General features: G+C 66.9%; 25 protein-coding genes and 1 pseudogene. 14 read left to right on the forward strand and 12 right to left on the reverse strand.

Features of this window, described 5'->3' with window-relative positions:
* The first annotated feature begins 80 nt into the window (after positions 1-80).
* On the forward strand, positions 81-977 hold the full coding sequence (locus SNAS_RS25795) for a universal stress protein (RefSeq protein ID WP_013020421.1): 897 nt from the start codon (positions 81-83) through the stop codon (positions 975-977).
* A 22-nt stretch (positions 978-999) separates the two neighbouring features.
* Here SNAS_RS25795 and SNAS_RS25800 read toward each other — a convergent pair whose 3' ends face one another.
* Genes SNAS_RS25800 through SNAS_RS25815 form a run of 4 tightly spaced genes read right to left on the reverse strand, consistent with a single transcriptional unit; the run spans position 1,000 to position 7,302 of the window.
* A complete protein-coding gene (locus SNAS_RS25800) occupies positions 1,000-2,328 on the reverse strand; it encodes an MFS transporter (RefSeq protein WP_013020422.1) in 1,329 nt (442 codons plus the stop codon).
* 44 nt (positions 2,329-2,372) lie between these two features.
* Positions 2,373-3,554, reverse strand: coding sequence for a metal-dependent hydrolase family protein (locus tag SNAS_RS25805; protein ID WP_013020423.1), 1,182 nt, complete (start codon positions 3,552-3,554; stop codon positions 2,373-2,375).
* Positions 3,555-3,556: 2 nt separating this feature from the next.
* Positions 3,557-5,263, reverse strand: coding sequence for a hydantoinase B/oxoprolinase family protein (locus tag SNAS_RS25810; protein ID WP_013020424.1), 1,707 nt, complete (start codon positions 5,261-5,263; stop codon positions 3,557-3,559).
* Entirely contained in the window at positions 5,260-7,302 is a 2,043-nt protein-coding gene (locus SNAS_RS25815; RefSeq protein ID WP_013020425.1) for a hydantoinase/oxoprolinase family protein, read from the reverse strand. The genes SNAS_RS25810 and SNAS_RS25815 overlap by 4 nt, the downstream gene beginning before the upstream one ends.
* Positions 7,303-7,460: 158 nt before the next feature.
* On the opposite strand from SNAS_RS25815, the gene SNAS_RS25820 reads away from it, so the two are divergent.
* Both SNAS_RS25820 and SNAS_RS25825 read left to right on the forward strand, forming a co-directional pair.
* Entirely contained in the window at positions 7,461-8,117 is a 657-nt protein-coding gene (locus SNAS_RS25820; protein WP_013020426.1) for a GntR family transcriptional regulator, read from the forward strand.
* A 68-nt stretch (positions 8,118-8,185) separates the two neighbouring features.
* The gene (locus SNAS_RS25825; RefSeq protein ID WP_013020427.1) at positions 8,186-8,704 is read left to right on the forward strand and encodes a DUF4395 domain-containing protein; all 519 of its coding nucleotides are present in this window, start codon (positions 8,186-8,188) and stop codon (positions 8,702-8,704) included.
* A 6-nt stretch (positions 8,705-8,710) separates the two neighbouring features.
* Here SNAS_RS25825 and SNAS_RS33300 read toward each other — a convergent pair whose 3' ends face one another.
* The 3 genes from SNAS_RS33300 to SNAS_RS25840 all read right to left on the reverse strand — a co-directional run bounded on the left by SNAS_RS33300 (position 8,711) and on the right by SNAS_RS25840 (position 11,369).
* Positions 8,711-9,757 carry an FUSC family protein gene (locus tag SNAS_RS33300; RefSeq protein ID WP_013020428.1) on the reverse strand — a complete coding sequence of 349 codons (1,047 nt, stop codon included), beginning with the start codon at positions 9,755-9,757 and terminating at the stop codon, positions 8,711-8,713.
* Positions 9,758-9,881: 124 nt separating this feature from the next.
* Positions 9,882-10,364, reverse strand: coding sequence for a hypothetical protein (locus SNAS_RS25835; protein WP_013020429.1), 483 nt, complete (start codon positions 10,362-10,364; stop codon positions 9,882-9,884).
* 54 nt (positions 10,365-10,418) lie between these two features.
* Positions 10,419-11,369, reverse strand: coding sequence for a LysR family transcriptional regulator (locus tag SNAS_RS25840; protein WP_013020430.1), 951 nt, complete (start codon positions 11,367-11,369; stop codon positions 10,419-10,421).
* 83 nt (positions 11,370-11,452) lie between these two features.
* Between SNAS_RS25840 and SNAS_RS25845 the strand changes: the two genes are divergently transcribed.
* The 5 genes from SNAS_RS25845 (at position 11,453) to SNAS_RS25865 (ending at position 16,544) form a co-directional block, all read left to right on the forward strand.
* Positions 11,453-12,151 carry a succinate dehydrogenase cytochrome b subunit gene (locus SNAS_RS25845; RefSeq protein ID WP_013020431.1) on the forward strand — a complete coding sequence of 233 codons (699 nt, stop codon included), beginning with the start codon at positions 11,453-11,455 and terminating at the stop codon, positions 12,149-12,151.
* Positions 12,148-14,088: a fumarate reductase/succinate dehydrogenase flavoprotein subunit gene (locus SNAS_RS25850; protein WP_013020432.1), complete on the forward strand. Its 1,941-nt coding sequence runs from the start codon at positions 12,148-12,150 to the stop codon at positions 14,086-14,088. Before SNAS_RS25845 ends, SNAS_RS25850 begins: the two co-directional genes overlap by 4 nt.
* A complete protein-coding gene (locus SNAS_RS25855) occupies positions 14,085-14,828 on the forward strand; it encodes a succinate dehydrogenase/fumarate reductase iron-sulfur subunit (protein WP_013020433.1) in 744 nt (247 codons plus the stop codon). The genes SNAS_RS25850 and SNAS_RS25855 overlap by 4 nt, the downstream gene beginning before the upstream one ends.
* A 139-nt stretch (positions 14,829-14,967) precedes the next feature.
* Positions 14,968-16,068 carry an aromatic ring-hydroxylating oxygenase subunit alpha gene (locus tag SNAS_RS25860; RefSeq protein ID WP_169313921.1) on the forward strand — a complete coding sequence of 367 codons (1,101 nt, stop codon included), beginning with the start codon at positions 14,968-14,970 and terminating at the stop codon, positions 16,066-16,068.
* A 2-nt stretch (positions 16,069-16,070) separates the two neighbouring features.
* Positions 16,071-16,544 (forward strand): PaaI family thioesterase, encoded by a 474-nt coding sequence (locus SNAS_RS25865; protein ID WP_013020435.1) that lies wholly within the window; start codon positions 16,071-16,073, stop codon positions 16,542-16,544.
* Here SNAS_RS25865 and SNAS_RS25870 read toward each other — a convergent pair.
* From SNAS_RS25870 to SNAS_RS25875, 3 genes are all read right to left on the reverse strand, one after another.
* Positions 16,478-17,359 (reverse strand): alpha/beta fold hydrolase, encoded by an 882-nt coding sequence (locus tag SNAS_RS25870; RefSeq protein ID WP_013020436.1) that lies wholly within the window; start codon positions 17,357-17,359, stop codon positions 16,478-16,480. The two genes, SNAS_RS25865 and SNAS_RS25870, sit on opposite strands and share 67 nt — an antisense overlap.
* A gap of 181 nt (positions 17,360-17,540) precedes the next feature.
* The gene (locus SNAS_RS37815) at positions 17,541-17,780 is read right to left on the reverse strand and encodes a DUF397 domain-containing protein (RefSeq protein ID WP_013020437.1); all 240 of its coding nucleotides are present in this window, start codon (positions 17,778-17,780) and stop codon (positions 17,541-17,543) included.
* A complete protein-coding gene (locus tag SNAS_RS25875; protein ID WP_013020438.1) occupies positions 17,777-18,595 on the reverse strand; it encodes a helix-turn-helix domain-containing protein in 819 nt (272 codons plus the stop codon). The genes SNAS_RS37815 and SNAS_RS25875 overlap by 4 nt, the downstream gene beginning before the upstream one ends.
* A gap of 142 nt (positions 18,596-18,737) precedes the next feature.
* Between SNAS_RS25875 and SNAS_RS34445 the strand changes: the two genes are divergently transcribed.
* The 4 genes and pseudogenes from SNAS_RS34445 (at position 18,738) to SNAS_RS35405 (ending at position 20,643) form a co-directional block, all read left to right on the forward strand.
* The gene (locus SNAS_RS34445) at positions 18,738-18,974 is read left to right on the forward strand and encodes a hypothetical protein (protein WP_013020439.1); all 237 of its coding nucleotides are present in this window, start codon (positions 18,738-18,740) and stop codon (positions 18,972-18,974) included.
* A gap of 181 nt (positions 18,975-19,155) precedes the next feature.
* A pseudogene (locus SNAS_RS36985) lies at positions 19,156-19,347 on the forward strand (response regulator transcription factor); the annotation flags it as partial.
* Between the two features lie 29 nt (positions 19,348-19,376).
* Positions 19,377-20,300, forward strand: a complete 924-nt coding sequence (locus tag SNAS_RS34450; RefSeq protein WP_013020441.1) for a DddA-like double-stranded DNA deaminase toxin — start codon at positions 19,377-19,379, stop codon at positions 20,298-20,300.
* Between the two features lie 130 nt (positions 20,301-20,430).
* The gene (locus SNAS_RS35405; protein WP_144300638.1) at positions 20,431-20,643 is read left to right on the forward strand and encodes a hypothetical protein; all 213 of its coding nucleotides are present in this window, start codon (positions 20,431-20,433) and stop codon (positions 20,641-20,643) included.
* Here SNAS_RS35405 and SNAS_RS25895 read toward each other — a convergent pair.
* Together SNAS_RS25895 and SNAS_RS25900 are read right to left on the reverse strand one after the other, a co-directional pair.
* Positions 20,640-21,317, reverse strand: coding sequence for an efflux MFS transporter permease (locus SNAS_RS25895; protein ID WP_144300639.1), 678 nt, complete (start codon positions 21,315-21,317; stop codon positions 20,640-20,642). The genes SNAS_RS35405 and SNAS_RS25895 overlap by 4 nt on opposite strands.
* Positions 21,318-21,344: 27 nt before the next feature.
* Positions 21,345-21,638, reverse strand: a complete 294-nt coding sequence (locus SNAS_RS25900) for an ArsR/SmtB family transcription factor (protein ID WP_013020444.1) — start codon at positions 21,636-21,638, stop codon at positions 21,345-21,347.
* Positions 21,639-21,904: 266 nt separating this feature from the next.
* Between SNAS_RS25900 and SNAS_RS25905 the strand changes: the two genes are divergently transcribed.
* Both SNAS_RS25905 and SNAS_RS36380 read left to right on the forward strand, forming a co-directional pair.
* Positions 21,905-23,128, forward strand: coding sequence for a questin oxidase family protein (locus SNAS_RS25905; RefSeq protein ID WP_013020445.1), 1,224 nt, complete (start codon positions 21,905-21,907; stop codon positions 23,126-23,128).
* Between the two features lie 55 nt (positions 23,129-23,183).
* Entirely contained in the window at positions 23,184-23,951 is a 768-nt protein-coding gene (locus SNAS_RS36380; protein ID WP_013020446.1) for a GNAT family N-acetyltransferase, read from the forward strand.
* The last annotated feature ends 3 nt before the right edge of the window (positions 23,952-23,954 follow it).

Below are 23,954 nucleotides of genomic sequence, written 5' to 3' on the forward strand. Positions count from 1 at the left end.
AACGGCGGCCCCCTCAGGCCCTGTCTCCATGGCGCCCAGGGGAACAGGATGGCGGTACGCATCGAACGGAGGAACCTCCCATGCCAGTTCCCGCTCCCGTCGCCGTCGGGTTCGACGGCTCCGCAGCCAGTCAGGTCGCCGTGCGGTGGGCGACGACCGAGGCCCGACTGCGGCAACGGCCGCTGCTCATCGTGCACGCGTTCCTGGCCCTGGCGCCGCTTCGGTCCGATTCCCCCGAAGCCGAGGCCGCGGCCGTCCGGCGCGCCGTCGGTGAACTGCTCGAAGCCGAGGTCACCCGGGTCCGTGAACTGGCTCCCGACCTGGACGTCAGTGGTGTGCTCGTCAACGGCCTGACCGCGAGCAACACCCTCGTGGACATGTCGCGCAGCTGTGAACTCATGGTCGTGGGCACCCGGGGCCGCAACGGCCTGACCGGCCTGCTGCTGGGTTCGGTGGCGACCCAGGTCGTCGAGCACGCGTGCTGCCCGGTGCTCGTGGCCCGGCCCGGCGCGGACGAGGCGACCCCACCCGACGGCCGGGTGGTGGTCGGTGTGGACGGTTCGACCCTGTCCCACGAGGCGCTGCGGTTCGGCTTCGAGGAGGCTTCGATGCGCGGCGCCGAGCTGCTGGCGGTCCACGCCTGGCGACACCCGGCTTCGCTGGCCGGTGGCGACCTCGTCACGCTGGTGCGCGACGAGGCCGAACTGGCCGACGAGAAGGAGCGGCTGTTGGCCGACTCGCTCGCGGGCTGGGAGGAGAAGTACCCCGACGTGACGGTCCTGCGCCAGCTGACGCACGGCGATCCCCGCCAGGTCCTCAAGGACGCCTCCGCGGGCGCGCTCCTGCTGGTGGTGGGGGCGCGCGGGCTCGGCGGTTTCGCGGGGCTGCTGCTGGGATCCACCAGCCAGACCCTGGCCCACCACGCCCACAGTCCGGTGGCGATCGTGCACCCGGGCCGCTCCGGGTACCGGCGGTGACACCGGTGAGCGTCGGCGTGACTCAGTCCAGTTCGGCGCCTTCGGTTTCGGGCAGCCACAGCGCGAAGATCAGCGCGATGACGAAGAACGCCTCGATGAACACGACCGTCGGGGTGAAGCCGATCGCGCTGGCGACGAGGAATCCGATCAGGGTGGGTGCGATGGCGTTGGCGACGCGCTGCGCGGTGATGCCGATCGAGTAGCCCTTGCCGCGCACGGCGGTCGGGTAGATCTCGCCGAGCCAGGTGTCCCACACGCCCCAGGCGCCCTGGGCGAAGAACGACATCAGGAAGTTGCCGACGTACAGCCACAACAGGTTGGGGGCGTAGGCGAAGGTGAGGCCGCCGACGGTTCCCATGAGGACGAACAGCAGGTAGGTCTTCTTGCGTCCGAACTTCCCGGTCATATAGGACGCGGTGAAGTACCCCGGCAGCATGAACACCGCCGACAGCGCGATGAACCCGTAGGAGTCGGGCAGCGACAGGTTCCGTTCGGCCAGCAGGCCCGGCAGCCAGGTCTGGAGTCCCCAGTAGCCCCACGACAGCGAGAAGTTGATGATGATCTGGACCAGCGTGAACATCGTCAGTTTGCGTTTGGTCGGTCCGGCGGGCACGATGGCTCCGGAGGTGGCCAGGGTCAGGTTGCGCGCCACCGTCATCGCGCCGTTGGACAGCCAGGTGATCGCGGCGCGTGCCTGTTCGATGCGGCCGTTCTTGACCAGCCAGTACGGCGATTCGGGCACCCATTTCCACACCACCAGCGCCCACAGGCCGGACAGGGAACTGATCACGATCACCCAGCGCCAGCCCGCGAACTCCAGGAATCCGGAGGCGACGCCGACGGCGATGAGGGTGCCGAACGGCCAGCCCGCGGCCAGGAAGACCGTGGCGCGGCCCCGGTACTTCACCGGGATGAGTTCCTCGAAGTACAGGAACACGGTCACCAGGATTCCGGCGAGCGCGACCCCGGACAGCAACCGTAGGCTCCATAGTGTCCAGTAGTTCGGGGACAGGGCGGAGACCGCCGAGATCACGCCGTAGGCGGCGAGGCTGATGACGCAGGCGGGTTTGCGGCCCTTGCGGTCCACGTACACGCCCCAGGCGAGCGCGCCGGGGATCATGCCGAAGAACATCGCCGAGATGAGGAATCCGATGGCGGTGTCGCCGACCTGGAGTTCGGCCTCCACATCGGAGGCGATATAGGACAGGATCAGCATCTCCCAGGCTTCGATGACGAAGGCGAAGAAGAGCGCGAATCCGGCCATGAGGTGCCGCCGGTTCAGCGGCATGCGGGTGAAGATCGTGCCGACGGCTTCGGTGTCGGGCGTCGCCGGGGCTTGCGGGATGGTCATGGGGGGTCCGATTCGTTGGCGCGGTCCGGGGGCGGACCTGTGGTTCAGGTGGCGATGGCGCCACCCTGGATCACGGTGCGGGGCCGGGATTCGTCCCACAGCACCGCCGGGTCTGCGACGGGATCGCCGTCGAGCAGCAGCAGGTCGCCGCGGGCGCCGGGGCGGATCACGCCCAGGTCGGTGCGGCGCAGCAGTTTCGCGTTGACGGTGGTGGCGGAGCGCAGCGTGTCGAGCACACTGGACGCTTCGATCTGGAGCCGCAGTCCGAGCAGCTGGTCGTCCTCGAGGTCGCCCATGAGGTCGGAGCCGAAGCCGACCGCGACCCCGGCGGCGTGCGCGAGTTCCACGGCGTGGCGTCCGGCGTCGAGGACCTCGCGGTTCTTCGACCGGGACACCGCGGGCAGGCCGATGGCGTCGCCGCGCCGGTCCATGGCGTCGTAGGCGATGAGCGTGGGGACGAGGTAGGCGCCCGCCTCGGCCATCAGGGTGGCGGTCGCGTCGTCCAGCAGGTTGCCGTGTTCGATGGAGCGCACGCCGTTGGCGATGGAGTGGCGGATCGCCTCGGGCGAGTACGCGTGGGCGGCCACATAGGAGCCTCGTCGGGCGGCTTCGGCGCACACGGCGGCGATCTCCTCGGCGGAGTACTGCGGCCGGGTGAGCGGGTCGGTGGGTGACACGACGCCGCCGGAGGTCATGAGTTTGATGGCGTGCGCGCCGGTGCGGAACCGTTCCCGTACCGCGGTGCGCAGCGCGTCGACGCCGTCGACGACCTCGTTCATGTGTCCGCCGTGCAGGCAGATGTCGAGGTCGGCGGGTCGGGCGTCGCCGTGGCCGCCGGTCTGGCTCAGGGCCGGTCCGGTGTACAGGTAGCGCGGTGAGTCGATGAGTCCTTCGGTGATGGCGCGGGACAGTCCGATGTCGCCTCCGGCGACGTCGCGCACGGTCGTGAAGCCGCGTCGCAGGGCGCGCCCGAGCCGCCGCGCCCCTTTGAGCGCCAGATAGGACAGTGGTCCGGCTTCGAACTCGAGGTTGTGGACGGAGATGCCGTAGGCGTGGAAGTGGGCGTCGATGAGGCCGGGCACGAGGGTGCGTCCGGCCGCGTCGATGACCTTCTCCCCCACCGACACCTGTCCGACCTCGGCGATCTCGCCGCCGATGATCCGCACGCCGCCTTCGGTGAAGTCGGTGCCGTCGAAGATGACCGCGTTGGTGATGGTGATGCCCATGGTCAGTTCCCTCTCGCGGTGGCGGTGGCGGGTTCGTCGACGGTGTAGTCCGGGTTGACGACCACGCCGTAGGACTTGAGTGCCGATTCGGCTGACACGAAACCGTTGCGGACGTCGCGCGCCACCGCGGCCGGGTCGCGGTGGAAGGGGTCGCCGTAGCCGCCGCCTCCACCGGTCTGATTGGACAGTGTCTCGCCCGCGTCGAGGCGGTTGTAGCTGCCCGCCTGGATCTTCTCGCGTTCGGTTCCGGCGTTGCGGACCATCCGGTTGGGCACGCCCTCGCCGCCGCCGTCGATGGACCACGGTGGCGACTTCGTCTTGTACACCAGGCAGATCCCGGTCGAGGGCGCCGTGAACCGGTACACACGGGACACTCCGACGCCGCCCCGGAACCTGCCCGGTCCGCCGGTGTCGGGACGGTACCCGTAGTGGTCGATGATCATGGGAGACTTCGTCTCCAGCACCTCGACGGGGTTGTTGCGGCAGCCCGGTTCCGACAGGTGCATGATCCCGTCCTCGCCGTCGGCGAAGGCCGAGGCGCCGAAGCCGACCGCCTCGTTGGTGGCCTCCAGCCACTGCCGTCCGTCGCGCGGGTTGACGCCCAGGCCCATCATCGAGCAGACGTCGCCGCCGGAACAGGCGGGCACCCGGTCGGGCATGCCCTGGGCCAGCGCCTTGAGGATCACCTCACCGGCCAACAGGCCCGTCCACAGTGTGAAGGTCGGCATGGGTGGTACCGCGTGCATGACCGAACCCGGTTCGGTGACCACCCGCAGCGGCGCGAAGTTGCCCGCCACCACCGGGGTGTCCGGTGTGGTCAGTGACTTGAAGATGAGGCTGGACAGCGCTTCGGTCTGGCCGCGGGGGACGTTGATCGGGCCCTTGACGCCGGTGGCCGAGCCGGTCCAGTCCACCACCATCTCCTCGTCAGAGATGGTGACCGTGACGTGCAGTTTGACGAGGGTGTCGGTGTCGATGCCGTCGCTGTCGAGGAAGTCGGTGGCACTCCACGTGCCTTTGGGTAGTGTGGACAGTCCGATGCGGGCGAGTTTCTCGCCGTGGGTGTTGATCTCGCTCATCGCCGCGGTGAGGGCGTCCGCGCCGTATTTCGCGGCCAGTTCCTGGGTGCGTCGCACTCCGGCGTGGCAGGCGGCGACCTGCGCCTGGATGTCGCCGATGGTGCGTTCGGGCATCCGGGAGTTGAAGCGGATCAGGTTGAGGATGTCCTGGTTCGGGGTGCCGCGCCGGTACAGTTTCGCGGCCGGGAAGACCAGGCCCTCCTGGCTGGCGTGGGTGGAGTCCAGGACGTAGCCGGGGTCCTTCTGGTTGAGGTCGAGGACGTGGACCCGGCAGGACGCGAAGCCGATGAGCGCGTCGTCGATGTGGATGGGCGCGAACACCAGCGGGTCGAGGGTGTGCGCCGATGACCAATAGGGATAGTTGAGCAGGAAGACGTCGCCGGGTTCCATGGTCTCGACGCCCAGGAACTCGATGGACTTCTTGATGCCGTGGTCGTTGCCGCGTGTGAACACCGCGATGCCGGGCGCGTCGGCGACCACGTCTCCGGCGGCGTCGTGGATGCCGATGCCGTAGTCGTGGATCTCGTACACGACGGTGTTGTAGGCCGTGCGGCACAGGTTTCGCGCGACCTCCTCGGCCGCCGCCAGCAGGCCGTGCCGGATGACCTCCAGGGTTACCGCGTCGCTCATGCCGTTTCCCTTCCGAGTGTGATGACGAGTTCGCCGTGCGGCCCGACGTCGAGCCGGTCGCCGTCGTGCAGCACCGTCGTGGCGGTGTGCTCGGTGACCACGGCCGGTCCGGTGAAGGCGTCTCCGGCGGCGAAGTCCTCGCGGGCGTAGCGCGCGTAGTCGGCGGTGGAGCCGTCGGTCTCGTGCACCACCCGACTGCCGCGCGGTCGCAGTGGTTCGCCGGTTCGTTTGGGCGCCAACGGGAGTTCGGGTTTGTCGACGACGCCGGTGGCGCGCAGCCGCAGTGTCGTGATCTCGACCGGGTCGTCCATGACGTGGCCGTACTGGCGTCGGTGGGCTTCGGCGAACTCGGCCTCGATCACGGCGATCGTGTCGTCCACAGCGGAGGGGAACGCGACGCTGACCGAGTGTTCCTGGCCGCTGTAGCGCACGTCGACGCTGCGTTCGTAGCGCCGGGCTTCGGGGGCGAAGCCCTCGTGTTCCAGCTGGACGGCGGCCTCGGCCTCCAGGTCGGCGTAGGCGGCGCCCATCCCGTCGAGGTCCACATCGGCCAGGGCGGTGACGGCGGTGCGGGACAGGTCGTGCTGGACGTCGGCCATGAGCATGCCCAGCGCCGAGAAGGCGCCCTGTCCCGGCGGCACGACCACCTCGGGGATGCCCAGTTCGCGGGCCACGTCGACGGCGACCAGTCCCCCGGCGCCGCCGAAGGACAGCAGCGCGAAGTCCTTGGGGTCGTGGCCGAGTTCCACGGTGATCGCCCGTACCGCGCCCATGATCTTCGTGTTCGTGATGCGCAGGACGCCGCGCGCGAGTTCCTCGGTGGAGTAGTTCAGTTGGTTCGCGATGGGCCGCAACGCTTCCCGGGCACCGTCGGCGTCGAGAGCGAGTGTGCCGCCCAGCGGCGTGTCGGCGCCGAGGTAACCGACGGCCAGCGCCGCGTCGGTGAAGGTGGGCCGGGTGCCGCCGCGACCGTAGGCCACCGGACCCGGTACCGCCCCGGCGCTCTTCGGGCCGACCTGCAACGCCCCGGCGTCGTCGAGGTACACAAGGGAGCCGCCGCCCGAGCCGATGGTGTGGATGTACAGCGAGGGCGTGTTGATGGGCATCCCCTCGAACTCGGCGCCCTGGTGCGCGACCGGGGTGGAGTCCAGAACCAGCGACGCGTCCAGGCTGGTTCCTCCCATGTCGATGGTGATGAGATTGGGGCGCCCCAACAGTTTCGCGAACCCGGCCGCGCCGACCACGCCGCCGGCGGGGCCCGACAGGATCAGGTTGACCGGTTGTTCCCGGGCGGCCTCGGCGGTCATGGCGCCACCACCGGACCGCGACATCAGGAACCGGCCGCCGAATCCGGCGTCGGTGAGTCCATCGTCGAGTTCGGCGAGGTAGCGCCGGACGATCGGCTTGATGTAGGCGTCCAGCACCGCGGTGGAGGTGCGCTCGTACTCCCGGTACTCGCGGGACAGTTCGTGCGAGACGGTCACCTCGACGTCGGGACAGTGTTCCAGCAGGATCTCGCGCATCCGGGTCTCGTGCGCCGGATTGGCGTAGGAGTGCAGGAATGCCACCGCGACGGCCTGGTAGTCGCGCTCGCCGATCTGGGCGGCGACGCGGGCCGCGTCGGCCTCGTCCAGCGGGGTCGCGACGGTGCCGTCGAAATAGGACCGTTCGGCGACCTCGAAGGTGTCGTAGCGTTCCAGCAGCGGTTCGGGTTTGCGGTAGGCGATGTCGTACATGACGTCGCGGTTGGTGCGGCCCAGCAGGTACACGTCGCGAAAGCCCCGGGTGCCGACCACGGCCACCTTGGCGCCGGTGCGGGTCAGCAGCGAGTTCAGTCCCAGGGTGGTGCCGTGGTTGAACATCGACACGTCCGGCATGTCCACTTCGGCCGCGCCGAAGGCGTCCAGGACGCCGCGCGCGGGGGCCTCGGGGGTGGTGGGGACCTTCTCGAACCGGAACTCGCCGGTGTCGGGCCGAAGCGTGACGACGTCGGTGAACGTCCCGCCGACGTCGATGGCCACCCGGGTCTCGTGCTGCATGTCTTGGCCTTCCCGTCTCGCCCAATTGGGGTGTGGGTTCCAGGAGGTTCAATACAATGTCACATGACACTGGTCGAGTCAATAGCCGTGACCTGCGTATTAGCCCTGACCCGGTATTGTGAAATATGACATTCCAGCCCGCTCCCACAAGGAGTCCCATGACCGCCGCCTCCCACCTGACCTCGCTGAAGAAGCGCGAGAGCCTGCGCGCGACGGTGGCCAACGCGCTGCGGGCCGCCATCGTCTCCGGCGAGATGGAACCCGGGAGGGTGTACTCGGCGCCGACCCTGTGCGCCCGGTTCGGCGTCTCGGCCACCCCGGTGCGCGAGGCGATGCTGGACCTCATCAAGGAGGGCATGGCCACCCCGGTGCCCAACAAGGGTTTCCGCATCACCGAGGTCTCCGACGCCGACCTCGACAACATCACTGAGCTGCGGCTGCTCATCGAACCCCCGACGGTGCGGCGGGTGGTCTCCCTCATCCCCGAGGCCGACTTCCCGAAGCTGCGCCGCCTGGCGCAGGACATAGTGGACTTCGCCCTGGAGGGGAGCCTGGGCCAGTACGTCGAGGCCGACCGGATCTTCCACCTGGAACTGCTGGCCTACAACGACAACCCACGCCTGGTCGAGATGATCTCCCAGCTGCGCACCCAGACCCGGCTGTTGGGCCTGTCCCGGCTGGCCGAGGGCGACGAGCTCAAGGACTCCGCGGCCGAGCACCTGCTCCTGGTCGACCTCATCGCCGAACGTGACGCCGAGGGCGCCGAATCCCTGATGCGCCGCCACATCGGCCACGTCCGGGGCAAGTGGGCCTGAGCCTCACACGTCCACCATCGTGACCCGCGTCATCGACACTATCCCTACTAATCAGATAGGTTTCGTCGATGAACGCATCACGTTCGGACACCGTGGTGGGCAGGCTGTTCGCCTTCCCCAACCCGGTCAACGAGATCTCGGCGCGCCTGGTCGCGGGCGGGGTGGTGCTGATGTGCGTGGCGGCGATCGCCTTCGACCAACCCTGGCTCACCGCCGTCATCGCCTACGGCTTCGTCGCGCGAGTACTGACCGGCCCGACGCTCAGCCCGCTGGGCCAGCTCGTCACCCGCTTCATCACCCCCCGACTCCCGGTCGAACCCGTATGGGTCGCCGGTCCGCCCAAGCGGTTCGCGCAGGGCATCGGCGTGGTCTTCTCGGTCACCGCCGCCGTCCTGGCGCTGGGGCTCGGTCTGCACACGGCGGCCTGGATCGTGCTGGGGGCGCTGGCGGTGGCGGCCACGTTGGAGTCGGTGTTCGCGTTCTGCCTGGGCTGCAAGATGTTCGCGGTGCTGATGAAGACCGGCCTGATCCCGGAGCAGGTGTGTCTGGAGTGCTCCGACCTGTCACTGCGCTACGGGACTCGCTGACTCGGCTCAGCCGTCCTGGTTCTCGTCCCGCAACCGGTGAAAGGCCCGGTTGGCGGCCAGCACCAGCATGCCCTGGACGCCGAGATGGTCACCGCCGTCGCCGATGATCTGACGTCGCAACTGCGCGGCTCGCCGCACGCCGTGTCGAACCCCGGCCTCGGCCTGTTCGTCATGCGGCCCAAGCGGATGCCGATAGCGTTCCAGAGCCGTGGCCAGGTCGTCCAGGAGCTCGGCGAACGCCCCGTTGAAGTCCCCGCTGGGACACCCGTCGGGCTGGTGCGGGTCGGTCGCGGTGACGAGAGCGTCGGCGATACGACGAAGTTCGGTGTTCACATCGCTGAGCACACTGACCGCCGCCACATAGGAATGCGGAGTCGCGGCGCGCGGCGACCGGGTCAGGCGGCGCAGGTTGAACCGCGTGCTCTCATACCCGCGGCTGGCCGACTCCTCGGCACCACGCGCATCGCGTTGCAGATTCTGGCTGCGATGCTGCCAGCTTCGCGCGGTCTCGTGATCCCACCCGTCTCGCAGCCCGTCACCGATCGCCGTCAACAGCGCGATGGTCATGTCGCTGACCTGACCGACGACCCGATGTGCCTGCCGCAACTGAACCGGCGGAAACACGAGGATGTTGATGACGGCACCGACGCTGACGCCGACCAGACTCTCCACGATCCGGTGGTACAGGTAGGCGGGATCGTCGGCGGTCCCATAGGTGAGCATCAGCAAAGCGATCGTGCCCACCCAGATTCCGTCGTCCCCCAAGCGACGCCACTGACCGATGAGCATGCCGACCGCCACCGCGACCGCCAGCGCTGCCCCGGAGTACTGAATCGTCGCGGCGACGCCGAACGCCAGCACGATCCCCAGCACCACGACGACAAGCTGTCGTCCTATCTGGACCAGCGACCGGTAGACGGTCTCGCTGATGACGAACACCGCGGCGTAGGGCGCGATGAAGGACTGGGGCGGATGAATCTGCTCCGCGATGGCCCAGGCGGCCACCGCCGCCAAGGTCATCTTCGCGATCTGGGTGAGCGTCTCCCGTGTCACCGCAACGGGTTTGACTCTCGCGACCGCTCGCCCCACCAAGGTCTTGATGCGTGCGGACAAAGTATCGATGCCCCACCGTTACCCAGCTCGGGCACCGAGAACACCTGCCGCGACCGGGAAACCGCTACGCGCACTCGGCGGCCGTCGACGACAGCGTCGCCTGGAACCGCGACCCGGGCCGCAGCTGGTGGAACCCGCCGCCCGGCTTGTCCGGCACGGTCACCGCGTAGCTGACCCCGACCCGCTGCCCACTGGACAGGTCGCCTTGCCACATCAGACCCCGCGAGTCGTATTCGACGCTGCCGTGACTGGTCTCGGGCCGCCGCACGATCTCACTCCCGGCCAGGGCGCCGTCCAGCGCCTGCCGAGCCTCCACATGGGTCAGATCGGTTCCGGTGCGGTTCTCGATCGACAGCGCGATCGCGCGTTCGGCCGGTTCGCCCGCTCCCCCACCGGATCTGCCGACGGTGGTCAGCATGTCCAGGTTGCGCACCTGCCCGTTTCCGCAGTCGATGATGGCCACCGCCGCCGAGGTCGCCGGAAGCAGGATCACCGCCGTCGCCGCCACCGCCGCGATCCAAAGCCCGTATGCGATTCCCGTGAACACGCTATGTATATATCAGACAACGGTCAGCGCACACGTGTTCTCGGGCGGCGGCGGTCATTCGGCCGGGGCGAAGGCCTCGGCCAGCAGGGTGGTCTCGGGTGGGAGTTCGCCGTTGGCGTCGGCCGAGCGGAGGTGCTCCAGCAGCATGCGGTGCAGTTCGCGGGCGGCTCGGGGTGGTTGGACGTCGCGGCGGTGGGCGATGGCGATGGTGCGTTCCGGGCCGGAGCGGGTGAAGCGGGTGATGCGCAGGCCGGAGCGTTCGGCGACCATGCTGGGGACGACGGCGAGGCCGAGCCCGGCGCGGACGAAACCCAGGACCGCGTCCATCTCGCCGCCCTCGACGGTGAAGGTGGGTTCGAATCCGGCTTCGCGGCAGGCGGTGATGGTGGATTCGCGGAGGTCGTAGCCGCGCCGGAACATGACGAGGGGTTGGTCGCGCAGGTCGGCGACGGTGATGCGGGCGCGTTTGCCCGGGGGTGGGAGTTGGGGGGCCGAGGCGACGACGAGGTTCTCGTGCAGGAGTTCGGCGACCCGCAGGGCGGCGGGGCGGCCGGTTTGGTGGGTGATGATGAGTGCCAGGTCGAGTTCGCCGTCGGTGAGGGTGCGCACGAGGTCCTGCGAGCCGCCTTCGTCGACGGTGAGTTCGACGCCGGGGTAGCGGTCGTGGAAGACGCGGAAGATGTCGGGTACGAGGCTGGCGCACAGGCTGGGTGGTGCGCCGAGTCGGACGCGGCCGCGGCGCAGGTCGACGGTGTCGGCGACTTCGCGGTAGGCCAGTTCGGTGTCGGCCAGGATGCGGCGGGCCACCGGCAACAACGCGGCTCCGGCGTCGGTGGGGGTGATGTTGCCCCGGGCGCGGCGGAACAGGGGGGTGCCCAGTTCGTGTTCCAGGGCCTTGATCTGCTGTGACAGCGAGGGTTGGGCGACGTGGAGCAGTTCGGCGGCCCTGGTGAAGTGCCTTGTGTCACAGACTGTGACGAAGGATTTCAGTTGCGGCAACTGCATGCACCCACAATAGGCAGCGCCTATGAAAACCACAAGATCCATCACTTGGACAGAATGACGGCGCGGGTCTAACTTCTGACCTCATGGCACTGGACACACGCAGCAAGCGACCGCCCGTCGCGGTGACGCTGTGGAAGGCGACGATCGGGAAGAAGATCATCATGGCCCTCACCGGGCTGATCATGATCGGTTACCTGGTCCTGCACATGGCGGGGAACCTGAAGATCTTCTCGGGGGCGAAGAAGTTCAACGACTACTCGCACTGGCTGCGCACCTTCGGAGAGCCGGTGCTGCCCTACGAGGGTTTCCTGTGGATCCTGCGGGTGGTGCTGCTGGGCAGCGTCATCGCGCACATCGCCGCGGCGGTGGCGTTGACCCACCGCAGTCACCAGCCGCATCGGGCGTCGAAGAAGAAGGTGCTGGGACGCAACTACGTCACCTTCACGATGCGCTCGGGCGGGGTGATCCTGGCGCTGTTCGTGGTGTGGCACGTGCTGGACCTGACGACGCTGACGGTCAACACCCGCGCCCAGGCCGGTCACCCGTACGAGAACCTGGTCGCCAGTTTCTCGACCTGGTACGGCAACGTGATCTACCTGGTCGCGGTCACCGCGGTCGGTTTCCACCTGTGGTTCGGCACCTGGCACGCGGCCCAGACGCTCGGTGTGTCCGACGCCGCGCGGATGCGGCTCATCCGGCAGGTCGCCGCCATCCTGGCGACGGTCATCGCCGTCGGTTTCGCCCTCGCCCCGATCTCCGTCATGGCTGGAGTAGTGCAATGACAAGCTTCACCGATTACACCCTCGGCGAGGACATCGCCGATACCAAGGCTCCAGACGGGCCGATCACCGAGCGCTGGAGCACCCGGCGGTTCGAGGCCAAACTCGTCAACCCGGCCAACCGTCGCAAGCAGACGGTCATCGTCGTGGGCACCGGGCTGGCCGGTGGCGCGGCGGGCGCGACGCTGGCCGAGCAGGGCTACCGGGTGGTGCAGTTCTGTTACCAGGACTCGCCGCGCCGGGCCCACTCGATCGCCGCTCAGGGCGGTATCAACGCGGCCAAGAACTACCGCAACGACGGCGACAGCATCCACCGGCTGTTCTACGACACCGTCAAGGGCGGCGACTTCCGGGCTCGCGAATCCAATGTGCACCGGCTCGCGGAGGTGTCGGTGGAGATCATCGACCAGTGTGTGGCGCAGGGCGTGCCGTTCGCGCGTGAGTACGGCGGCCTGCTGGACACCCGCTCGTTCGGCGGTGTGCAGGTGTCGCGCACCTTCTACGCGCGCGGCCAGACCGGACAACAGTTGCTGCTGGGCGCCTACCAGGCGCTGACCCGGCAGATCTCGGCGGGCAGTGTGGAGATCCACCCGCGCACCGAGATGCTGGACCTGATCGTCGTGGACGGCCGGGCCCGGGGCGTCGTCGTGCGGGATCTGGTGACCGGACAGATATCCACGCACCTGGCCGACGCCGTGGTGCTGGCCACCGGCGGCTACGGCAACGTGTACTTCCTGTCGACGAACGCGATGAACTCCAACGCCACCGCGATCTGGCGGGCGCACCGACGCGGCGCCTACTTCGGCAACCCGAGCTTCACCCAGATCCACCCGACCTGCATCCCGCGTTCGGGCGACCACCAGTCGAAGCTGACGCTGATGAGCGAGTCGCTGCGCAACGACGGCCGCATCTGGGTGCCCAAGAACAAGGGCGACAACCGGGCGCCGGGCCAGATCCCCGAGGCCGACCGGGACTACTACCTGGAGCGGCAGTACCCGTCCTTCGGCAACCTGGTGCCGCGCGACATCGCCTCGCGCGCCGCCAAGAACGTGTGCGACGAGGGCCGCGGCGTCGGCCCGGGTGGTCAGGGCGTCTACCTGGACTTCGCCGAGGCCATCGAGCGGATGGGAGCCGCGGCCGTCGCCGAGAAGTACGGCAACCTGTTCGAGATGTACGAGCGCATCACCGGCGAGAACCCGTACAAGGTGCCGATGCGCATCTACCCGGCGATTCACTACACGATGGGCGGACTGTGGGTCGACTACGACCTCCAGACCACGATTCCGGGCCTGTTCGCGATCGGCGAGGCGAACTTCTCCGACCACGGCGCGAACCGCTTGGGCGCCAGCGCTTTGATGCAGGGCCTTGGCGACGGGTACTTCGTGCTGCCGTCCACGATCAACGACTTCCTGGCCCGTCACAAGCCCGAACCCGTGGCCGAGGACCACCCGGCGGTGGCCGAGGCGGTCGGCGGTGTCCACACCCGACTGACCCGGCTCTTGGAGAACAAGGGCGACCGCACTCCCGACTCGTTCCACCGCGAACTCGGCGAGATCATGTGGGAGTACTGCGGCATGTCCCGAAGCGACAGTGGACTGCGCAAGGCACTCGACCTGATTCCGCAACTGCGCGAGGACTTCTGGAAGCGGGTGCGGGTGCCGGGCAACGGCGCCGAACTGAACCAGTCGCTGGAGCGGGCCAACCGGATCTCCGACTACTTCGAGCTCGCCGAACTGATGTGCCTGGACGCCTTGCACCGCACCGAATCCTGCGGCGGCCACTTCCGCGAGGAGAGCCAGACCGCCGACGGCGAGGCCGCCCGCGACGACGAGAACTTCTCCTACGCCGCCGCCTGGGAGTACACCGGTTCCGCACCGACACTCCACAAGGAACAACTCGAGTTCGAGTACGTCAAACCGACCCAACGGAGCTACACGTGAGAATCACACTGCGAATCTGGCGCCAGTCCGGCCCGAAGGTCGCCGGTGCCATGACGACGTACAAGGTCGACGACGTCAGCCCCGACATGTCGTTCCTGGAAGTGCTCGACGTACTCAACGAGGACCTCACCCTGCGGGGCGAGGAACCCGTCGCCTTCGACCACGACTGCCGCGAGGGCATCTGCGGCGCCTGCGGTGTCGTCATCAACGGCGACCCGCACGGCCCCAGCCGCACCACCACCTGCCAGCTCCACATGCGCCAGTTCGACGACGGCGACGTCATCGACGTGGAACCCTGGCGCGCCAACGCCTTCCCGGTCGTGAAGGACCTGGTCGTCGATCGATCCGGCTTCGACCGCATCATCGGCGCGGGCGGCTACATCTCGGCGCCCACCGGGTCGGCCCCGGACGCGCACGCCACCCCCGTCCCCAAACCGGACGCCGACCTGGCCTTCGACAACGCCGAGTGCATCGGTTGCGGCGCCTGCGTCGCGGCCTGCCCCAACGGTTCGGCGATGCTGTTCACCGCCGCGAAGGTCACCCACCTCAACACGCTGCCGCAGGGCCAACCCGAACGGGCCCAACGGGTGTTGAACATGGTGAACGTGATGGACGAGGAGGACTTCGGCGGCTGCACCCTCGCCGGCGAGTGCGCTACGGCCTGCCCCAAGGGAATCCCGTTCGAATCGATCGGGAACCTGAACCGCGAGTTCCTGAAGGCTTCCCTGAAACGACGCTAGTCGCGCGGCGTCGTCCGCCGTCGCCGGTAGTTGCCAAACCGGCGACGGCGTCCGTACCATGTGGTTGGTGAAGCATGACGAACAAGTAGCGATTGTCAAACGCCTTCTGGCCCTTCGGGAATCGCGTCGCGATCAAGAGATGTTCGACGAGGTCAAAACGATCCCGGTCAGCAAGTACACCGACACCGCGCTGCTGGACCAGGAACTCGCCTCGGCTTTCACCCGGTATCCGTTGATCGCCAGCCATACCGCGGCGCTGCGGGAACCGGGTTCCTACGTGGCCAGCGATTGGGATCAATTTCCCTATGTCGTGGTCCGGGGCGAGGACGGGAAGGTCCGGGGCTTCTACAACCAGTGTCGTCACCGCGGTGCCCGGCTGTTGTCGGAACGCTCCGGCGCGATCAAGAACTTCATCTGCCCGTTCCACGGTTGGGTCTACGGCCTGAACGGGGAGCTGAAGGGAATCACCCGCTCCCAGGATTTCCCCTGTGTGGACAAGTCCGACTACGGACTGGTGGAGTTGCCGGTCACCGAGTCCGGCGGGTTCGTGTGGATCTCCCGCACCCCAGACGCGATCAGCGACATCCCGGCCTTCATGGGCCGCTTCCACGACGACCTGGAGAGCTTCGAGGTCGCCAACCTGGTGCGGTACAAGAAGACCAAGGTCGTCAAGAACGCCAACTGGAAGCTGCTGATCAAGACCTACCTTGAGGGCTACCACGTCCCCTACCTGCACCGGGACACGCTGGCGACCGCGTTCAAGCGGGGACAGCTGGCCTACGACAAGGACGGGCCGCACATCCGGATGATGGCGGGGCGGACGAACCTCACCGACATCACCGCCAAACCCGAAGCCGAGTGGCGGATCCTCGACCACGTGTCGATCTACTACACCCTGTTCCCGAACACCTTCTTCATCCTCCACCCCGACTACGTCTCGGTGAACACGTTCTGGCCGCAGGCCCCGGACCGGACGATCTGGACCCACGAGATGCTCTACCGGGCCGAGGACTTCAACGGTTCGAGCGGACAGAGCGCCCTGGAGAAGCGGTTCCGGTTCACCAATGACACAGTGTTCGATCAGGAAGACTTCGCCATCGCCGAAGAGGTGCAGCGCAACCTGCTGCACGGCGGCAGCGACCACCACGTACTCGGACTCTCGGAGGGCTTGCTGGCCATGTTCCAGGACAACATCGATGAACGTCTGGCCATTCACGCGGCACAGGGGACGGAGCGATAGCCATGGAATCCGACGAGCTGACCGCTTTCGCCCACTCCGTCTTCAACGCCCAGCCGTTCAGCCGTTTCATCGGGGCCGAACTGGTCGCGGTCTCGCGCGGCACGGCCGAGATCCGGGTCAAGAACCGTCCCGATCTCCAGCAGCAGCACGGTTACCTGCACGGCGGGGTCATCAGCTACCTGGCCGACAACTGCCTCACCTTCGCGGGCGGACTCGCGCTGGGCGGCGACGCCCTCACGTCCGAGTACAAGATCAACTACGCCAGCCCCGCCAAGGGCGACGTGATCATCGCGCGAGCCGAGTCGCTGGTGACCACGAAGCGGCAGGCGGTGTGCCAGTGCTCGATCTACTCGCAAAAGGACGGTGAAGAGCAGCTCGTCGCGGTCGCGCAGGGCACCATCGTCAAGATTCAGTCCGCGGCGCGCGAGGCGACGTCCTTAACCGCTTCGACGGCGGCATCGGGTTCGTCGACGTAGATGTAGTGCCCGCTGTCCTTGGCGGTGTCGAGTTCGCTGTCGCTGGAGACGTTCAGCCAGTCCTTCTGGCCCGCTGTCCAGTCGTCCTCCAGGCCGGGACCGTATTCGGGAACCGCCGCGAGGTACTGCTTTCCGTGCTGGATCACCCGCACCGGGATGTCCCCCGCTGACTTCACCTTGCCGTCGGTGAAGACCAGCTTCTCGGGGTTCTCGCCGCCGTAGATCGCCAGGGTCTGGGCTCGTAGTTCGGCGGCTTCGCCGGTCGCGTCTTCCGGAATCCGTTGTTTCAGGTCCGCCACCGCCGTCGGCGAGGTGGCGTCCAGCAGGACCATTCCAGCGACCTTGTCCTTGTTGTCGGGCGCGTATCTCGCGGCGATCAGCCCACCCATCGAGTGGCCGACGAGGACGACCGGGTCGCCGTTGGCGAAGGTGTCGATGACTCCGGTGAGCGTCTTGCCGACGGACGCGTAGTCCTGCTCGCCGTCCGGCTTGTCGCTCTTGCCCGCGCCGAGGCGGTCGTAGGAGCACACTCGACTGTTCTTGCTGATCTGCTTCTGGAAGTCGGCCAGCTTGGTGAGATCGTCGCCGCCGCCGTGCAGGAGGAGGACGATCGGCCCGTCGGAGGTGGGGCTGCCGGAGCACGACACGTTCACCTGGTGATCCCCGATGGTGAACGTGTCGGTGCCGGTGAACAGCTCCGCCTTGAACTCCTCCCCTGCCTCGTCCAAGCCTGAGCCGTCGCAGCCGACCAACCCCACCCCCGCCAGCACGCAACCCACGATGGCTATGGACGTCGAGATCGTCTTGCGGGTCACGGTTTCCTCCTGCTTCGCCGGTGTCACGGCGGATGCCGTGACGGGTTTCGAAGCTACGGATTCGCTTGGCCCGCAACATCCCCACGCGGTGGACACTTGGCGGTAGCTCGTCCGAGGGACAACCCACGCCGAGACATGACCAAGCCCCCGCCACGAGGACGGGGGCTCAGGTTTCGTCCGGTTACTTCTTGACGGTCGTCAGGAAAGCATCCCAGTCAGAAGCGGACATGCTGAGGAAGCCCAGTTCAGGCGTCTTGGAGTCGCGAACGTCCACATGGGGGCCGTGGGCGCGAGTCTCGAGGCACTGGCTGCTACTCCCTTGACCGCTACGGGTTGACTTGCGCCAGTTGGCGCGAGTCTCGACGCACTGGCTGCTGTTTCCCGCACCGCTCCGGCTGGACTTGCGCCAAGGGCCAGTCATAGTTCAATTTCTCCTATCGGCAAAGCTACAGATAGCGCTTCTTGGAGGATCCACTTATACAGTGCCACTACGGGCTTACGCTCGTGATACTGGCACTCGGACCGCGATTCTACGTAAGCGACCTCGGGATACACATCATCATTGAACTCCAAAAGAGTGAACGCGTTCTGCATCGCCGCGTTTAGACCCGCCGCAAACGGAATGACCACAATGTCAACCAAATCACGTCGAGCAAGCTCACGCAGGTGATCAACCTGCTCGGCCATGACTTCGGCACCGCCGACAACCCTGCGAAGGGTCCCCTCGCTCATCAACAACGTCACCTCCGGAAACGGGTCTCGGTTCCAGAACCGCTGTGCCCTCTGCATCCTGAAGTCGACATAGTTCTGGATCTTCTCCTCAGGAACTCCCAACGCCCGTTGTAGCGCCCTTGTGTAGTTCTCCGTCTGGAAGAGTCCGTTGACCATCTCAATCTCCACGAAGTGAAGCCGGTTCGCGGCGCTTTCGAGGTCGAGATAAGTCTGGAACTTCTGCGAAATATCAAACGGCACGTACCAGCCCGAGTTGAGACACGCTTTCGCCATCCTGACAAGTTCCCGCGTCAGCTCATTACTCGCCCCGAGGAACTTCGCGACAGCTTCGACCTCCGGCCACGACGGGTTCGGCTGGTGGCCATTCTCGATGGCATACAGCTTGGACTTCTTCCACAGCTTGCCGAAGTACTCGATGTCTTCCACCGTCTTACCCGACGACAGTCGAAGCTCCCGAAGCATCTTGCCGAGCTGTTTCCGCGTTAGCAGTGGGTTATCAGTCATATACGCAGTATCACCGCTACCTGTGACAAAGCAAATACCGCCGCACCCCCCGATATTCGGAAGTCGCGCGTTCGGATTCCGCCGGGTGTGGCTCCCGATCTTGCCCGTGGCGCGGGGCTGGCCAGCCACTTAACGTCAAATCATGACCGATTCGTCCATCCTGGCGCGAGACGCCAGCTACACAATGGAGTGTCACTCGAAAGTGGACTCCGAGGGCTACTGCGTCGGCTGCCGCACGTACCACGGCCAGCTCGACAAACCCGGCCCGGAGGGCTGCTACTTCTACCGCCTCGCCTTCGAGGTCTACCGCAAACACGCCGCGTCCCTCTCCCACCAAGGAGCACACCATGTCCACACTCTTCACACCCGACCTGCGTAACCCAGTCGTCGCCTGGGAAGTCATCGCCCGCTCCGCGGTCCACATCGTCCGCGAAGCCCGAGCCAGCCGACGCCTGGAACCGCTCTCGATCGACGGCCGCATGCTCTTCAAAGCCGTAGCGGCCCTCGGCATCGACCTGGAACCACCCAAACCCACCGCACTGCGCACCAGCATCCAACGCGGCCTGTCCGCCCGCGAATCCCAAGTACTGCTCGCCATCGCCAGCGGCAAGTCCAACGCCGAGATCGGCCGCGAACTGTTCATCACCGAAGACACCGTCAAAACCCACGCCCGCCGCATGTACCGCAAACTCGGCGCCCGCGACCGCGCCCACGCGGTAGCCGAAGCCTTCCGCGTCGGAATCCTCACCTGACCCACGCGTTGTCAACCACAGGAGGAGTTGTGGCAAGCATTGAAGAACTCATCGCGGCTGTTCGGTCCGCACTGTCGACCGTCGCAGAAGGCCGCACGTTAACAACCCAAGGCTGCTCCGCCCTCATCGAGGGCACAGCAGCCCTGACGGGGATCTCCAGGGGCTCAACGAACTACCAGCTACGCACGGCACTGGAAGCGCTCACCGCCGCGATCCAAGCCGCCGAGCGCGCGGAAAGCGTCGAAGCCACCGTCCTCGAAGCCATAGACGCCTACGTAACCGAAATCAGCAAAGGCAGCCGTCCATTCGACCTTCCGACGCTGTTGGCCAAGTTGAAGAACCAAGGCGTGGTGGGTCTTGAAGGCCGCACTTTGGAACAGGTACCGGATTTCGACCCGACCCGAACCAATCCAGCTTGTTTCCAAGGGCTGGCACCACGTCAAGACGGAGGACCGACACGAGGGAACCTGTTCTATTCGGACGGGCGCCGGTGGAACACCGAACCGCTAGAGTCTTCGGGCGGAGCCTCAGCATTCGATCTCGACAAAGTTAAGCTCGAATATCGAGACGTAACCCCAGCGCAGGGGCATTTGGAGGGCAACGTCGCGGCGTGGATGGCAGACAACCAAGAGCGCGAAACAGAGATGGCACCACTTCCTACACCTGGGACCACCGAGTTTTCAAAGGAACTGGTGACGCTTACCGAGACCGCATATAACTACTTCGCTCACCCGGTCACTGTCGATCCGCGAGTCAACCGCACCCTGATTGCCGTCTACAACAACTCAGAGGAGCAGGAAGAGGACTTGCTTGCCCTCTTGGCATCGGTCGGACTTCACCCGCCTGCTGTGCCCGACGGACATGTTGTGGCCGGGTTGGTGGTCACCCGATTCGGCGACGATCTGAACAACCCTGTCCTCGCCTGGGACGTCTACGGACCCGACGACGAGTAGCGCGGTCTGGATGCGAAGGGATACCAGCTCCTTGTCTGGTCACGATCCGCGAATCGCACCTGGCGACGACGGGTTTTCGACGGAACTGGAAAGGCTTTCACGACTCGCCCCTGAACGCGGCATATATCCCGTGACAGTGGACCCACGCCTCAACAGGCGGCTCATCGACATGGACGCCGAGCCCAAGGACCCCGACGAGTTCAAGACGTTCATCGCGAGCCTGGGACTGGTTCCCCCACCGCACTCCCGAGGCAACGTCCACGTCGAATGGCTCCCCGACGAAGACCCCAACGAAGTGGTCGGCATCTTCGCGTGGGGCGTCCCCACCCCCGAGGACCACTAGGGTCCCGGCTGGACCGTCGTCTGCTGCGGCATCGTCCGGTTGTCCCGCGCTGCCGCCGCGATGATCGCGATGACCAGCGCCACCAACAGCGGCGGCACCGTCATATAGTGCCCGATCCGGAAGCTCAGACTCATGTTTATGGCCCCCGAAACGAACGGTCCCACCGCCAAAGCCAACACGACGGCACCGCCCAGTACCGACAGTTCCACGACCTTGTTGCCACCGGCGGCCAGGGCGACGACGGTGACACTTCCCCACACCGCCCCGGCACCGAACCCGGTCACCACACTGCCCGCGACCAACAGCAGGAAATTCGGAGCGATTCCGGAAACCGATATGCCGATTGCCATGACAGCGATACCGACGATGGCCACGATCGCCGGGAATCGTCGTGCGAAGAACCCCAGAGCTGCACCCACTGCGGCCGGAATGAGAAAACCGAGCAGCATCATCGGCAGCGCGACGGCTGGTTGAATGCCGATGGCGGTCGTTATGGTGGCCCCTCCGGGAGCCAGCGGAGCGGTCAGCAGGTAGGCGCCAATCACGGCGGCCAGACCGCCACCCACCAAAAACAACAGCCGATGGAACGGTCGCGGCGCAGCGGCTTCACCTTGGGTCGGGGGGTACATGGTGTCGAACCTAGTGGCAGGTTTCCTGAGAACCCTGGCGGGCATCGCGGGCCGTCGTGCGCCTACCCGCGCTTACGCCACTGTGGCAGCGGTGTCGCCTATGCGGGCCAGTTGGTCACCCAGTTCGGACAGTGCCTCGGGCACCAGGGAATAGCAGATGGTGGTGCCGTCGCGGCGGGTTGTCACCAGTCCGGCCTCCCGCAACGTTCGCAGGTGAGCCGAGACCGTCGGCTGCGAGATGTCGAAGTCGTCGGTGAAATCGCACGCGCAGATCTCGCCCGCGGCGGCGAGGCGGCGGAGCATGCCCAGCCGGACGGGGTGCGCCAGCGCTTTGAACGCCTGCAACATCGTGACTTCGTCGTCCACCACTACTCCCTTGCCGTGAACCTAGTACTCGCTCACCGTGACCCTCGGTGCCGCTTCGCCGTGGCCTCGTACGGCCTCGCCGTGGCCCTCTGTACTCCCTTGGCGTGACCCTTGCCAAGCATAGCCTAGGCGCTATATAGTTTTTTTGCTATATAGTCTTGCCCCTATACGAACTGCCAGGCGGCTCAGCGACAACGAGCAGACCCGACAACAAGCGAGTGGCCCCGAGGACAAGCGCGCGGCCCCGAAAGCAAAGGACGAGCGAGATGACTGACGAGACGCAACGCCAGCAGAACCCCGACGAGGCACGACGGCAGCAACAGAACTCCGAGGAGACGCAGCGGCGGCAGGACCCCGAGAAGACGCAACGGCAGCAGGACCCCGACGCGGCACAGCGGCAGGTCCCAGACGAGGGGCTGCGGCAGCAGAATTCCGACGCGGCGCAGCGGCAGCAGATTCTCGACGAGGCGCTGCTTCGGCTGCACACCACCGGACCCGAGTTCGACGACTGGTTGAGCAACCACGCGCCGATGGCCGTTGAGGCGTTGGCCCATCACGGGCACGCCGATCGGGTTCACCACTGGATCGATGAGTATGAGCACGTGTTGGAGGAGGCGCCGCGGCCGTCTGATCCGATCACCGTCGAGAATTGGCGCGAGGCGCTTGGGGATCCCCGGCGGCTTGGGGACTGGCCTTCGTGGTTCGACAACGAGCTGGCCGAGGCCGAGTGGACCGAGGTGTTGGCCCGGTGGTGGCCGCGGTTGTTGCCCGGGATCGTCGCCAGTGCCACCCATGGGGTGATTCGGGTCGGCCATGCCGTGCGCACGTTGCGGGAGCAGGGGCCCAACGAGGCGCGGTTGGCGGAGTTGGCGCGGGCCTTCGGGTACTGGGCGGCGCGGTGGCAGCCCATGGTGCGGCCGACGGCGCCGTCCGGTGGGCTGGACGCCGCGAGTGCGCTCGCGCGGGTGCCCCGGATTCCCGAGCAGGACGGTGGGATCCGGGATCGGCTGGCGCAGTTGGACGGGCTGGCGGGCTGGGAGTCGGCGCAGGCCGCGCTGCGGTTGCCCGGCGAGGCCGAGGCAGTGCCGGACGCCGTGCGCGCGATCGTGACCGCGGCGGTGAACCGGTACCTGAGCCACGGGCACGGTTCGGCGGTGATGCTGGTGCACGCCGCGACCGCCCCCAACGCGGTGCTGCGGGTGTTGCCGTCGCTGCCAAGGGAGCATTGGCACGACAGTGCCGCGTTCGCGTGGTCGGCTTCGGCGGCGGTGATGTCGATCTACGCTCCCGCCGAGGCAGCGCCGACAACGGAACTGCCGCAGGCTCCGGACGGTTCCGGCGCGGAGGAGGAGATCTTCGACGCGGCGGCGGCCAACGGTGACGCGCACGTGATCAAGTTCGCCGACACCGCGCTGGACGTGCGCTCCTGGACCGGGGACGCGACGCCGTTGGCGGCCGCGCTACGGTCGGCACAGCTGATCGGGGATTGAGCCACTGTGAGTTTCGTGACTGGCAAAAGCTAGATCAACAGTTACGATTTCGGGCATGACTGTGCCCGATCTGATTCGCCGCTGGCAGTACGGCTGGGGCCTGGCCAAGGGCCTGGCCCCGGCCGAGACCCTCACCGGATCCCACAAGAACGCCGTGGCGCTCAAGGTGACCCTCGACCTGCCCGGCCGGTACCAGGAGCTGCTGCCGCTGGACACCGAGCACGCCCGGTACTTCGCCGGGGTGGCGGCGCGGGCCGCGAAGCCCACCTGGGTCAGCGTCATCGGAGCCGACCCCAAGGACGTGCTGGCCGACTTCAAGGCCGCCGGACTGGATCGGATCGCCGAGGCCGACTCGCTGATGAGCATCGCGCTGGCCGAGCACCCGGTCCACGACGCGCCCGAGGGCTACACCGTGGAGGTCGCGGTGACGGATCCGGTCAGCCACAAGCGAACCCTGGACGAGCGTTCGTCGTGGGACGGTTCGGACGTGAACGCGCCCGCGGCCGGGGAGGTCGACGAAGCGGCGAGCCAGGACTCGGTGATCCGGGTGCGGGTCGCCGACGCGAACGGGGAGTTGGCCGCTCGCGGCCTGATGGGCGTGCACGGCACCGACGCCATCGCGCACGGGATCATGACCGAACCCGCGCACCGCAGGCGCGGGCTGGGCAGCGTCGTGATGTCCGCGTTGAGCCGCAAGGCGATCGAGCTGGGCGCCGATACCGGACTGCTGGTCGCCGTGCCCGAGGGCCGGTACCTGTACAACAAGATCGGCTGGAGCGAGCGGGCCGATTTCGTCAGCGGGTCTCCGCCGGAGTGGGCCTGAGTC

The sequence above is a fragment of the Stackebrandtia nassauensis DSM 44728 genome (genome assembly GCF_000024545.1).
Classification (GTDB): domain Bacteria; phylum Actinomycetota; class Actinomycetes; order Mycobacteriales; family Micromonosporaceae; genus Stackebrandtia; species Stackebrandtia nassauensis.